This is a genomic window from Chryseobacterium lathyri, from assembly GCF_030812195.1.
Classification (GTDB): domain Bacteria; phylum Bacteroidota; class Bacteroidia; order Flavobacteriales; family Weeksellaceae; genus Chryseobacterium; species Chryseobacterium lathyri_A.
The window spans coordinates 1,104,990-1,119,395 of record NZ_JAUSSF010000001.1 but is presented as its reverse complement, the minus strand read 5'-3'; the positions used below and the strand labels follow the sequence as shown (position 1 = coordinate 1,119,395).

The 14,406-nt window shown below is 32.1% G+C and carries 11 protein-coding genes; 1 reads left to right on the top strand and 10 read right to left on the bottom strand.

The window, feature by feature from the left end; translation table 11 throughout:
- Nucleotides 1-29 precede the first annotated feature (29 nt).
- The 10 genes from J2T03_RS05085 to J2T03_RS05040 all read right to left on the bottom strand — a co-directional run bounded on the left by J2T03_RS05085 (nt 30) and on the right by J2T03_RS05040 (nt 11,855).
- A complete protein-coding gene (locus tag J2T03_RS05085) occupies nt 30-986 on the bottom strand; it encodes a hypothetical protein (protein ID WP_307209812.1) in 957 nt (318 codons plus the stop codon).
- A 115-nt stretch (nt 987-1,101) separates the two neighbouring features.
- Nucleotides 1,102-2,022, bottom strand: coding sequence for a hypothetical protein (locus tag J2T03_RS05080; RefSeq protein ID WP_307209811.1), 921 nt, complete (start codon nt 2,020-2,022; stop codon nt 1,102-1,104).
- Between the two features lie 143 nt (nt 2,023-2,165).
- Entirely contained in the window at nt 2,166-3,173 is a 1,008-nt protein-coding gene (locus J2T03_RS05075; RefSeq protein ID WP_307209809.1) for a hypothetical protein, read from the bottom strand.
- A 124-nt stretch (nt 3,174-3,297) separates the two neighbouring features.
- Nucleotides 3,298-4,242, bottom strand: a complete 945-nt coding sequence (locus J2T03_RS05070; RefSeq protein WP_307209808.1) for a hypothetical protein — start codon at nt 4,240-4,242, stop codon at nt 3,298-3,300.
- 414 nt (nt 4,243-4,656) lie between these two features.
- Nucleotides 4,657-6,168, bottom strand: a complete 1,512-nt coding sequence (locus J2T03_RS05065) for a hypothetical protein (protein ID WP_307209806.1) — start codon at nt 6,166-6,168, stop codon at nt 4,657-4,659.
- Nucleotides 6,169-6,332: 164 nt separating this feature from the next.
- Entirely contained in the window at nt 6,333-6,635 is a 303-nt protein-coding gene (locus J2T03_RS05060) for a hypothetical protein (RefSeq protein ID WP_307209804.1), read from the bottom strand.
- Nucleotides 6,636-7,058: 423 nt separating this feature from the next.
- On the bottom strand, nt 7,059-7,220 hold the full coding sequence (locus J2T03_RS05055; protein WP_307209802.1) for a hypothetical protein: 162 nt from the start codon (nt 7,218-7,220) through the stop codon (nt 7,059-7,061).
- 488 nt (nt 7,221-7,708) lie between these two features.
- A complete protein-coding gene (locus J2T03_RS05050; RefSeq protein WP_307209800.1) occupies nt 7,709-8,167 on the bottom strand; it encodes a hypothetical protein in 459 nt (152 codons plus the stop codon).
- Nucleotides 8,168-8,184: 17 nt separating this feature from the next.
- A complete protein-coding gene (locus J2T03_RS05045; RefSeq protein ID WP_307209799.1) occupies nt 8,185-8,610 on the bottom strand; it encodes a hypothetical protein in 426 nt (141 codons plus the stop codon).
- Between the two features lie 233 nt (nt 8,611-8,843).
- Nucleotides 8,844-11,855 carry a DUF6443 domain-containing protein gene (locus J2T03_RS05040; RefSeq protein WP_373426876.1) on the bottom strand — a complete coding sequence of 1,004 codons (3,012 nt, stop codon included), beginning with the start codon at nt 11,853-11,855 and terminating at the stop codon, nt 8,844-8,846.
- On the opposite strand from J2T03_RS05040, the gene J2T03_RS05035 reads away from it, so the two are divergent.
- Nucleotides 11,833-14,403, top strand: coding sequence for an RHS repeat domain-containing protein (locus tag J2T03_RS05035; protein ID WP_307209798.1), 2,571 nt, complete (start codon nt 11,833-11,835; stop codon nt 14,401-14,403). The two genes, J2T03_RS05040 and J2T03_RS05035, sit on opposite strands and share 23 nt — an antisense overlap.
- Nucleotides 14,404-14,406: the final 3 nt, after the last annotated feature.

Genomic DNA, 14,406 nt, shown 5'->3' with positions numbered 1-14,406 from the left:
TTTACTAAAACTTGGAATTGTCATAACCTCTATTTGAGGTTTTTAATTTGATTTATTTCATTCGACTTTAATACCAATGTATTTATTTTAAGTTTTTCAAATGTTTTTTCAGCTTTATATTTACATCTATCATCATTGGTCACGAAAACGTCACAATGTGAAGCATAGAATGTATGTAGACCATCATCAAACATATTATTAAAATTTGCATCACTTTTATATCCTTGTAAATCGAATGTATAAAATGTTTCAATTACTTTATAATAAGATTCGTTGTCATTCTCTTTAATCTCAAATTTTGGCTTGTAGGTATCAGCAATTGCAAAGAAATCATTTTTTAAATGTTTAGGAATTTGATCATTATTCCTCATATAATTGACAACATCTTTATTGCCTTTTAAAGATGAAATATTTTTGGATAATTGAGCCTTAAATAATTTATAAAAACTGTAGTCTGACTTGAGTTTGATTTGAAAACTATATAGGTCAGCAAACAAGCTATATAATGACTTCTCAAGAATTGTTGTAGGGAACATTAATTGAGCAAATTTATCTTTAGTGATCTTTGATACCCATTCGTTAGGGAGGGGCAATTTTTTCGTCAAGTGGATAGGGCTTTTATCACCCAAGCCAAAATCAAAAAGTTCATCTAGAGTTTCATCAAAAATATCTAATTCATCTTTTTTAGAATTAAAAAATTCAAAAATATCTCTTTTATGCCACCAAATATCTTTTTCTCCCCAGTATTGGCAAATGCACAAGTCTTTAGTGAGTTTTTGTATGTTTTTTAAATGACCGTCAATATAAGAAGGATTTTTTTTCCAACCTCTCAATAAATCATTTAGATGTGCATTTGAGTAAGGAACTTCTACATTATCGTTAGAAATTAAAGTTAACAAATTGGTGTACTCAATCTTTTCTTCTTCTTCAAGCAGATTAATTTTTTCTAATCGGTCAAAGATGTTTAAATCAAGGTAGATTATCATTATTATACTTTATTTGAAATACAGATCTTTTTAATTTATTGCACTTTTCTAAAAGTCGAGATATCAGAATTGCTGTTGAAGATTTAATAATAATATAAAATCATTATTCCTCGGTTTATTTATTGTAAAAATCATCGAGCTCAGAAGGACTAACAAATGGAGCAAGGCGTTTTTTAATTACAACAAAATTGCTTAGGACTAACGTTACAAATGCTAATGAAAAATACTTATTTTCATTAAAAATGTTTCTATTTTTATTTTTATCTGATGCGTGTGAAAAGTCATTTCTATATGCAATAAGAATTGTCAGTAAACCTTCCTCATCATACTTCTTTCTTTTTAGTTCTAGCTCGTCGTATAACCATCTTAGATGGTCGGGATACAATTTGATTTGGTTTAGTGTTTTATCAAGACTGCTACGCAAGCAAAGATCTTGCTTGTACGCATTATTGTTGATTGCCCAACCTCGTTTTTTATCGTGAAAAAAATATTCTAGCATCAAATAAAATGTGCAGAATGATGTTTGGTAATTTGCGAAATAGAACATTCTTTTTGCATCTTTGAAAAAAGAAAATGGAATAAATAGTTCACCTAAATGTCTTTTATGCAAAACAGTTTGAACTAACCAGTTTTGCGATAGAGCTTCAAGCTCTTGTTCAGTTTCTAAAGTTTTCTTACAACTTGTAATAGGAGAAAAATGGTCTTCATCATTTTCAGGTATCCATTTTAGCTCCAGATTTCCTTTGTCAATGTATTCAATTTTATTATCTGTTGCAGCAAAAGATTCAATGTGATTTATATATTCAAGCATTTCACTATAAGAAGCCTCTCTAGGTAAAATAACTTCTTTGATTCTATTGTTAAAATGTAATTTAGGAAGACAGTCTGAATTTTCATCAATTCTTTTCGAAATAGAAATGTAAAATTGAAAATTGTCTTTGAAAAGTTTAATTGTATAAGGATTACGCTTTATTTCAATGTAATCATTTATGATCTTCAAATTTCCATAAACTTTAAATTGTAGTTCAAATCTCATAGCTATTTATAATTGAGGATGGAATTTGAAGTTAATAAAGCAATTGTAAATATTATAATATACAAATCGTGGTAATAAGAAATAAAATTCAATCATAATAATTCAATGGTTTAGTTATTCAGCAAACCTGGCAATATAGAATATTAGCCTATGTTTTTTTTTACAAAATTTTTAAATTCCTCTTTAAAACCTTTCGCAAAAATATTTACATTAAAAGTTTTGCGTTCATTTCCATTTTGTCCTGAAAAAAGCATTGTTTTAAAAAATTCAGAATCTAAACCTTCAAACTTACTTTTATATAAATTATTAGAGCATACCCAAGTTTCACAATTAAAAGTAATCAAGCTCGAAAGTCTTCTTCTTAATCTTTTTTCATTTTCCTTGAAAAATAAATTAACAAAAGATTTAACTTTTAATAGATCTTCTTTATGGTAACCCATTAACAAAACTGATTTTCCTTTATAGGGAAATAATGAAATGAAAATTTCTGAAGTTCTGTCCATATCTTTTCCATACCTAATTATGTGATCCTGTATTTCTTGAGATGTATCATAAGTATAAATTGAATTTAGGCATAATTCAAATAATTCAATCTCTCTATGTTCAAAAACAAATGTTTCAGTATTTTTTTGTAGATCATTCCACATGGAATCAATTAAAAAAGATAAATCACAAAGGCCAATTTTACTTTGTTTAATTGAAATTTCTAACATTCCATTTGAAATTGTATCAGGATGATTTAAAGTACATTCTTGCTGTTTAATAACTATTTCTTTAATACGATATTCATTGCAAGCTGTTCTTAATGCAAATAGCAAGCATGACTCATAATCATTAAAATCAATTTTATCTTTTGATTCTATTTTTTGAAAAACAGAAGTATCATGTCTATTGCAAAAACCTAAAAATGTATATATTTTATTAATGCCCTTTCTTTTAAATCCAATATATTCTGCGTTGAAATGGTCTACAGCAGATTCCCATAAATGTTGATCATCTGCTAATGATGATAGAATTCCATTTTTTTGCATAATATGAGAGTTTATTGCTTTCTCATTACATCCAGGGTACATACATAGATTTACCTGTTCTTTTGCTTTTTTTGCACAATCGGTAAAAATCTTTGCTAATTCTGGGTTTTCAGTTCTCATAAAATTTTGTTATTTACCAAATATACAAAACCTTTGTGCACATATATTTATGGTTTCCCATAAAGCAAAAAATCCGAATAATGTATTAATTTTCAAGTTTGTATAATATGTAATACTTTAAGTTCTAGTTTTTATTCATCTCCTCAATAACATTTTTATATCGAGGTTTATCTAAAAATGGATAGACCTTCCTTCCATCAATTATTTCCCCTTTAAAAATTTGATAAAGAGAATTTATTTCATCTGATGTTTCTTTTTTCTTAGTCTTTTTTATATCAAATAAATTGCATAGTGAGCTCACAAATAGTTTCAAGTTACCTACTTCAAAATTCTCAATCCACTTATTGTCCTTCAATTTTAAAAATAATTCGCAAAGCTGTTGCTGTGAACCGTTCCATATTATTTTATTTTGAAACTCTGGGAAAATACTGTTTTTATTTTCGAATATTATATCAGTTATTTTTACATTTAAAATTGCTACTCGCTGTTCTAAGTATTCAATAAGTAATAGTACTAACTGATCATTTATTTTCTTAGGCAATTGTATTGCCCAAAAAAAATCGATCTGAATACTTTCGTTTGAAAGTGTGGATTTATAATGTTTTATCAAATTCAATAATATAATATGTTCATCATCTATACCAAGAAAAAAAGGAAATTTCTTTGAACTTTCTATAAACTTATCAAAATGAAATACTAGCCTATTAAAAAATTCATCCATAAAAAAGTCAACAGTTTCTGCATATTCTTTTGGATCAAAAGATTTCCTTCTTTCTAAAAATTCTTGAATTTGGAAATCATATAGTATATTTTTATCCTTATGTTGATCAAACGAATAGCCACCATCTAATACTTCTAGTGCATTTATAGATATACCAATAAAGTCATTTTTAGGAATTATTCTATATGGAAATTCATAAAAAATAGAGCAGTATACGGGATAAATTTCTTCTCGGGTAAATTTTGAGAATAAAAATTTTTCGGCGATTATTGCATCATTAATCTCATTTTCTATTTGCTGAAGAATTAGATAAGTTTTTTGTGTAAAGTAAATATTATCTGTAATCATAATTTTTTCTTGCAATTTTGAGAATTTATTTCTTTTAAGTCAATTACATTTTAATTACAGTAAGGTTTTATAATTACTTTAGTTTATTGTTTCTTGCAGAAATTCTGAAATTTATTTCAAAATTCATTTTGATTTTTCGAAACATTTTGAAAATTAAGTAACAAGCTACTATGATTTGTATTTCGGAAGTATCTCTAAAAATACTGCTACTTTGGTGTTCTTGATGGGAATTTGTTAAGATTTCTTCATTAAATTTTGTCTGATTTTTTTCAGTAAATGTAATTATACTCATTTGCAATATTTGTTAATTGATAATGCAAAGATTAATTATTGTTGAGTATAAATGTTATCCAAACGAGTATCCAGTTTATCCAGGAAATATAATAATTATTTGTAAATTAGGATGTTACTTCTTTAATCCGTATTGATAATTTTAATGTGAGGAATTTTAAATTGATTTTGTTTATCAGATGAAAGTTTATTTTCTGTAAAAAGAGTTTTGCGTATATCTTCGGGTTTTGGTTGTTCTTCCTTATCTATAAATTCAAAATGGTCTAAAATCATTCTAGAAATTGCGCTTGTATTATCCTTACCGTTTCTTTTAGGAGCTTCAATGAACCCTTTTTCGATTAATTCAGAAAACAGAAACCCAATTGATTGTAAACTACCTTTAATTTTTATTTTCTGCGGAGCTGAAATATTCATAGGTTTTGAAGATAGAGACTCTATTTTTGTGGTAAGTTTCTTTTCTAAGCCATCACCTTTATGGCCAGTAGTATTGTGTCGTAAGAGATTTTCCCTGTCTCTATTAAATATTTTGTTCATATGCTTAAAGTGCATGTCAATATTATCTGAATCAAAATATTTTGATTCAAAAAAATAGAAAGTTTTATCATAATAGTATACTAAATGATTTTTATATGTACCACATTCATCAAATTTATCTTTAGGTCTAAAAGAATAGAAATCTTCGTACAGATTGTTTCCTAGGATATGATAATCAATTTCTGTTAGTCGACTGGCGAAAAAATTGAAATTTTCATCTTTTTTAAAGTAATCAGATATAGTTGCATAAATATATTTTTCCTTAAAATTTTTAAAACTATTTTGGAGATAATTAATTACATCATCTTCGGTGAAATAAGAAACTATTATATATTTGATTAAATTATTGTTGTCAAATTTATTTTCTAAAGAGTTTATATAATTCAAAAAATAGTTGTAATCGTGATTTCCATTTTTTGTAATATTAATTTCGAAATCTGATAATGCGGTAGCTTTAAAAACTTCTACTTCATTTATAAAGTCTGAAAATTTATTTTGAGATATAAGATTGTTTCCATTTAATTGTCGTTCTAGAGTTGCGAGATGATTTTTTTCTAATTCACTGAACAATAAGTAAATATCTTCTTTCAAAAATTTATATAAATTATTAAAATAATCTTTTTTATTGTACTGATAGAAATCTCTTCCACTTATTATGAAAACATAATCGATAACTTTTTCTTGTACTTTATCATAAGTATAAATTAAATCACCTGATATAACTTCAAAATGTTTTGGGAAATGAGATATTTCTTCATCCCGAGTAAGTTGTCCGTTATGCTCTTCTTGACCATTCTTTGAAAAAAGAATGGTCTCTAAAATTTTAATGTCACCAAAATAATTCTTTTCAATATATTTCTCCGATGTTAAAAATTTGTTTTTTTCTTTTTCTATTAGGTAATAATTAAACTCCAAGTTTTTGAAAATTTTTAAAAAATCTATGTAAGTATGAATGTAAATATTGACTTTTACATTTTGATAATCAATTAACTCAATTTCTTTGAAATGTTTTTGCCAATTTGGATTTGTTTTTAAAATATCCTTTTGAATTTTAATTTTTCCATAATTTTGTTCAGAATTAATAACATTAAAAAGCTTCATACATTGAACATTTGATAATTAATTAACACAAATTTATAAATAAAATGATTCGGGAAATGATTTGGCTTGGAATTGAGGAAAGCTTTCCGATTTTGAGTTAATAAAAAAAAAATTTTTCTAAAATGGCTTCAAATTCAGAAAACTTCGGAGAGTTAAGTTTCTTTTTACATTTCTGAAAATCTTGGATTTACAAAGTATCCTAATTCTTTTTGTACTTTTTTTACATGATCTTCAAAGTCTTTTGTTATTTCTGGAATATCAATATAGCAAATGTCAAATATGGGAGCTTCTGTATTATTGATTAATATTTTTCCAACAGCAACTCCTATAACTTTTTGAATTTGTGGATTTAAGTATCTTGCAACATCACATCGTAAAAGTAATTCTTCTTTTTTGAAGTCCCAATTTTTATTAGATAGTGGCATAAAGACATATATGTAATCTTTATCTAAACGTGGTTGAATCATACGAGCTTGAACTTTTTCCTTAGCTGCATTTTCTAAACTAAATTATACAGACAGCCTTCCGGTTCCGGCAGCGGCCTTGCTTTATGACTTTATTGAAAATACTCCCTTACCCGGGATGATCTACATATCCCAAAATAAAAAGGCGTGGGGTTTTGACCTACGCCTTGATTTATTTCGACATCATAAAAAGTATATTATTTGCTCCTTCCCGGATAGCTATTTCCTTTTCATCTGCCATTTATTTTAAAAATTCAAACTTTTCTTTTGTCGTCAACCCGGGGGAAACTTCATTAAAATCGCTGAATAGATTACCATTGTGAACTGCGGTGTGGATGAGTCCAGCTTTTATTATTTCGAGTACCTGTTTTTCTAGCTCTTCTCTGTAGGCAATGATACTATTCTTCTAATATAAGCTAAATCAATTTAGAACTCTTCATTTTTTGGCTTAAAGTTTCTACCAGCCCCTTGCCTTAAGAATGTAATTTTCCCTTGTGTTTGCTTTGCTTTTTCAAGAACTTCCATAGCTCTTGTTCGTTCGTTAACTTTACTTGCATGTGTTATACCTTGATTTTCAATTTTTTTCATATATCAATATAGTGAAATTTATTGACAAAAGCAAATATTTAACATTGCATGTATTCTTATCTGACATTATAATCCCTCCCAACAGAATACCCCAGTATAGCAAAGAGGCTGTTTCAAAAGATAAGCTGACGTTCTGAAAATCTCCTAAACAACAAAAGTTGTCAGACAGGATTCCAAGAAAGGGGGGACTTTTGAGACAGCCTCTTATTTTTATCTCCACAGGATGCAATCGTGCGGGAGTGGGGGGCCAAGTCTAACTTTTTAATTTCACAATTCTTCCATCCATTAACCTTACAAAGTTATGTGTATTCTTACGCACTCCATAAAGGGAACAATTTTTCCTTGTCAATTCTTGAAACTACGTAACCTCCATTATCAGCTGTGAGAGTATAAAAATATCTCAATCAGCTACTTTTTTTATAAAGTATTTATACCCTCTATTTAACAGATTTATTTGGATTTTGTGATAGAATATGGGCAGTAGGTTACTATATTCTATATCTTTCATTACAAAATTCAACAAATTCACTTGAATTTATAGGAGGAAGTTCTTCAACTGTAGCACAAGCATTTTTAGAATTTAAATAATTTTTAATGTCCTTAATAGTTTTAATTTCTTGAATTAACGATGGATCATTTCCAATAATAGACACCCCAAAAATTATTTTTCCATCATCAGTATATTGTAATGTTATTTGTTTAATTGTTGCTGATCTATCCTTATTATCAAAATAGATTGTATACTCATAATCTATATTATCTTCCAAATGCACCAATAGCTCTCTTACTGAGTGATAAATTTTTTCTGGCAAATCAGAAAATTCAGGAAATGGATAATCTATAGCTAATTCCTTTACTCCTAATGGAAAATACTTTGAAAAAAAATCATAAACAATTTCTAATTTTCTAGTATCAACAAGATAATATGAATCTATATATTGTGGCATAATTAAAATTTTAATATTTAAGGTATTTTTCCAGCACTAATAAACTTACCTTGAAGGGTTTCGTAGTAAAAATATTTTTGACCATGAATTATAGGCTCAGTTCTATTAACTGTGGTTTTAACTCCATTCACTAATTCTTTTGAATTAAAAAAACTCTTTGCACCAGCACTTCGAACATTTGTTACAGTATTATTAAATAATTCTTGTAAGATATCAGCTTGAGATTGTGACCAGTTGGGAAGATCAAACTCCGAAGCATGTCTTGTGTAACTATGCTGAAAAGCGCGGCGCTCAGCCTTTGCCATTTCTGCCCATGGTGTGGTATGACCTACTCTTACAATCTCACTCTCAGTTTGCATTAATCCTCTCATGAATTTTCCTGTTTCAGCAGTCAAAAGATCTAATGCTGCCCCCTGAATCAAAGGGTTTTCAGCAACCATCATCTGAATATCAGTTTTCCCTCGGGGTTCTGGGACTGAGCCAATGGTAGCTCCCCACGGATCAATAGATGATGGTGGAGCACCTATCCCTCCACCTTCAGCACTTCCAACATAAAATGAACTAACATATCCTTTTGAATTAAAAGTATCAGTAATGCTTAAATTAGTAGTGTGAGAACTTACATTCCATATGCCTTTATTACCTTTATTAACAGCTATACCATAAGAACCTGAACCTAATTTATCTGCCCACTTTCTGCATAAATTCTAGCATCTGACTTTGTGAGATTATTCCAAAATCCAGCACCTCTAACCCATCTTCCATCAGGATCTGTAAAATTAATGGGATTATTTACTGTATAATTATAAGGTGACCATCTCCTCATCTTCTCTGTCAGTGGATCCAAAACGCCCCACCTTCCAATATCCGGCATATACATCCTTGCACCATAATCATACATTCCAGTCTCCTGAATTTCCTTTCCGTTGTACTTGTAATTTTGATACTTTCCAGCCCCGAAAATAGCATTTCCAGTCTTTAAATGATTCATCCCAAAAGGATAATAGTCATTGGCATCCGTTATTTCAAGCGATCCTGTGGTATTATTTCTTGTATAGCTTACCCGTACATTCCCTAAATGATCTTTATATTGGTAAATATACATTTTTCTCTGATAATCATAAAACCCTTCTGCTGTTGGAAAAAACTGCAGCTCAGGATTATGAGGGTTTGTAATAATCGGATCTATAGGGATAGGATCAACTTCAATAGGAATCAGGCTAAAGGCCTGCATTTCCAATGCACGATTTGTTTCCATTGGAACCGTAGATAACATTTCAATAGCTCCACCATCCGAAGAGGTTTTATTCAGATACTGAAACCCATCAAGGTAATCTGTCGTTTCCTTTGTCCAGGTTGCTCCAGCAACTCCTATCATGGTTTTTGTGCTTTCTTTTCTTAGTTTGATGCCATCAGCCCTGTATTTTGTTTTTATCTGAGTAGTAATCGGATCAAGGCCAATATCCACAGTATTGGGGAGATTCAGGTAATTGTAATTGATTCCTGTAATCTGCTTATCCATCATACTCTTCATATTCCCATTCAAATCATAATTAATAGCAGAGCCCATGGTACCTTCATATCCGGTTTTGTTATTGCTGTTGTCTTTAATCTTTACAGCCTGATTCCCCAAATAGGTATATCCCAGATTATCAATCACAGTGGCAGTAGTATTACCGTTTTCCATCACAGATGTTCTGTAAAGATTGGTAATATTCCCATTCAAATCATAATCCAATGATTCTGTGTTTTCTTTGCTCCCTGCATTATTGGGGTTCTGGTAATATCCTGCTGTTAATCTGTTTAGGTTATCATAGGCATATCCATATCTTTTGGGTTCTATGGGAGGGTTGGCCCCCAGAGATTCAACAGCTCTCCAATCTACTTCTGCAATATTTCCGTTATATTTTGATTTTACGTCTTTTCCTGCAAATAAAACGGGATCAGGGTTGGTGATACCATTTTTCTGATTGTACTTGATTTTATACGAAAATAATTTTCCTCCTAAATTGGGAACAGCCATCTGCTCTTTGTTAATATCAGTCATCCAACCCCTGATATTATAAGCATAATCAATGCTTTGCAATGGGGATCCGCCATTTGTTGAACCCACTTTTTTACTGGATAATTGAGATAATTCGTTATAGGTATTATCTGCCAATAATTGTTCTGGCCAGGAATCAACTTGATGATAGTGTTTTAAAAGCCTGTTTTGGGCATCATAATCAAAACGTTCTTTTACCATTACCTCTGGTTCATTTGCTCTTCTCAGATGCTTGGTTATAGTATTCTGAACAGCACCTGCAAAATCCAGTTTGGAGTCGGTTTGCGTATAGCCTCCCAGATGATTAATGGAATAGCTTCCAACAGGTCTGCCTTTGGTATCATAATAGATGTAATTTTTTGTCCAGCTGTCATCTTCGATATTTTTAACCAAACTCATTACAGGTAATCCTTTGGTGCTTCTCCCATCGGCTGATGGAGTTTGAGTTAATACAGGTTCTCCTTGAATTGTGGAAGGAAAAGCTGGATTGAAGCTGTAAAGAGGGTAGGTATCGTAATAGTTGACACTTAACAGTCTAGTAACAGAACTTGGATAGCTGGCAGAACCATTATCATAATATACATCCAATCCACTGTTGGTAAAGCCTGCTGTAGAGGCTCTGGTTACATTGTTACTGCCTTTGGCATCTGCTAAGGCCTGTTCTGCAGCTCTTCCTGCCACACCATAAGCCTGGGAGCTGGTATATATTCCTGTATAGGCTACTCTTCCAAACTGGTCATATTTAGTAAAGAGCCACTGTTTTGAAGCTCCCATTACAGCATCTTGCGTCATGATCAGCCTGTCCTGTTTATCATAGACCATATATTCCCAGCCTTTTCCCGGAAGTTTTTTAAGTACAAGCCTGTTTCTTCCGTCATACCGGTACATATAGCATAAGCTCCCGAGCACCGTGGTGAGATCTGCAGTGGCAGATGCTTTAGGCGGAATAACAAAAGCCAGTTGGTTGTATTCATTGTATACATAATAAGTGTCCGCATTTTCTGTACTGCTTATCACTTTCCTGATTAATAATACCTGGCCTTGTCCGTTCTTAAATTCTATGGTTTTATTGCCGTCTTCATCAGTTATGGTATTTTTATACAGCTGGTTGGCTCCGTAGGTTCCTGATAATGTTATCCCGGAAGAAGTGGCACCTGAAGAAGTAGCAATATACTTCTTTACTTCACCAGCTATATTGGTATCGTAATCAAATTTTACGGGCTTTGAAGTCCAGTCATTTCCTACCTGAACCTGTTGTTGGATCCTGTCCAGCGGTGAATTTTCCAATACTTTTTCTGAAAAAACTCTTTCATTCGTATAAAGGTTTTGTGGATCCCCTACAGGAAACGGAACCAGCCCTGGGTTTTGAGTATAGATAAGCCCATCCTGTGTTCCTGACTGAGGTACAGGAAGATATTCTCTTGTTTGTCTTCCAAAGCCATCATAGATGACTGGGATCACAACATCTCTACCTTGTGGGGTTATTTTTACGTTTACAATTTGTTTTAATTTTCCTACTCCATCATAATATTCAATTTTACGCATCTGCTTTGCGCTGGACTGGGAGGTAGTTACAGGTTCGAGATAAGTACGGGTCTGCACGCAGACAGCTCTGAATAATATGTCTGCAAATATTCTCAACAACAAGAAACGAAGTACTGCTCCGTTTGTACAGAATAGCCTCAATATTTACTACACCAAAGAAGCATTCCCTACCGTAAATATAACTGTATTGAGTGCCAATTATTATGATGACTATCCTGAAGGTTCTCCAACTCTTCCTTCGCAGATACTGACTCAACCAGTTTTGGGAGCTTCTCCCTTAACCATTGTCTCCAACGGACATTCTTCCATTAGGAGTTTAAAAACAATGCCTACGGTAAGCTATGTGCGGAATATTGAGAATGATAAATGGTCTTCGGATGTCGCTTGGTATGATCAATTAGCCCAACCAATTGGAAGTGAGAGTAAGAACCCACTAGGAGGTTTTACAAGAACAGAATCTCTATTAGATTTTTCAGGAAGACCATTAGAAACTTTTACTTATCATTCGAAAAAAACAACATCAACAGAAATCACAGTTAAAGACAGGTTTGTTTATAGCCCACAGAGTTTTTTATCGAAACACTACCAGCAGATTAATTCCAAACCTGAAGAATTGCTAACGGATTATACCTATAATGATTTGGGGCAGGTCATCAATAAAAAAATAGGTGGAGGCCTTCAGAGCATTGATTACTCGTATAATATAAGAGGATGGCTAACCGGAATTAATGCTGCGGATTTAAGCATTACAGCTAACAGGCTTTTTGTATACAAAATCAAATATAATACAGTAGAAGGTCCTGAAGTCCCGAACAATTCGCACAGCAGTTTGAAAGTAAAACCTAAGTACAACGGCAGTATTGCTGAAGTTGACTGGAAGACAGCTTACGGCTCCAATGAACCGATAAGGAGATATGGGTATGTTTATGATGGAGCGCAAAGACTGCGTGCTGGGTTTTTCCAGAATGGCAGTAATCCATACTCTAAAGAGTACAGTGAGGTCATCAATTATGATCTGAATGGTAATATTACAACACTTAACAGGACTGGTGGGGGTATCAACGGGATAGCGGAGGTGATGGATGACCTTAAGTATAATTACCTTAACGGTGGCAATCAGCTTCAATATCTTGAAGAAACAGGAAGTGGAAACGGAACCAGTGGATACCCTCTGGCAGCAGGTGTAGGGCAAATCATAAAATATGATACTAACGGAAATATGTTAGAACATCTTGATAAAGGGCACACAAAAATCACCTATAATTTCCTCAATCTTCCTTCTTCAATTGCTTCATCTAATAAGGGAGGATCATTAAATTATATCTATGGTTCTGATGGGACAAAACTACAGATGCGACATGGTACAGAAGTTACAGATTACCTTGGAAATTTCCAGTACACCTCTAACAGCCTTACCGGAACAGATACTTCGTTTATTCTTGCCAATGAGGAAGGATATTATGATTTTGCCAACAGCAGGTATGTATATCAATATAGAGATCATCTAGGAAACGTAAGAATTTCATATACGAAAGGACAAAACGGAGGAGCAACTATATTGGAAGAAAATAACTACTATCCGTTTGGGTCAAAACATGCAGGGTATAATACAGGTGATACAACCAACAATAAATTTAAATATCTTTACAACGGAAAAGAGCTTCAAAGTACCGGAAACCTTGATTACGGCTGGCGACAGTATATGCCGGAGTTGGGAAGATGGAATGGAATGGACCAGCTTTCTGAGAGCTATCATTCTGCTTCTCCTTATGCTTACGTGATGAATAACCCGGTTAATATGTATGACCCGGATGGAAGAGTAAGTGAAGATTGGGTGATGAACTTTTACAAAAATTCTCAGAGTGGCTATAACACAATCTGGACCAATACAGGAAATGGCTTTGTAAGCAACTGGGGAGGTAATATGAGCTATGAAGGAGCTCCTACTAATTTCTCTTTTGGTGGAGCATCTACAGGAATAGGTGGCGGACCGGATGGAATGTATTTTAATATTCCACCTGTTAATATCAATGCAAGAGGAACGGTTAATACATGGAATAATACTGAGAATTACGGCTACAATAGTTATCTTATGATGAGTAAGCTCACAGGAGCTTTAATGGAGTGGAACTACGATCAGAACAGTAGTAATATGGGACAGTATATTTTGAATTCTAAAGCATCAAGAGAAGTTGCAGAATTTGAAAGATTCTTGTTTTTAGAATTACCTGCACAATTTGCTGGTGGTGCTTTCTTTTCAGCTGGTTGGAGAGCTGTTGGTGCTGGAAGATATATAGGTAATGCTTTAAGTAAAATTACTACAGCTGATGGGTTTTTGGGAGGCTCTATTGGAGTTAAACTACCATTTAATCTTAGAGTAGGATTATATGCGTCTGAAAATACATTAAAATATGAAACCTTTAAATGGAGTACAATTGCACCTAAAGCGTTAACAAAATATGAATGGTTTGGAAGAAATATGTTACAAATTACTCCTGAATTCCAACCTACTTTAGGAAAATGGTCAAGCCAAGTGATTCCAAAAGGTACAAATATTAGAGTTGGATTAGTTGGCCTACAGCCAAACAATGGGTTAGGCACATGGCTTCAATTTTATAGTCCTGAAAGAATACCTTTTATTCCTTAAATT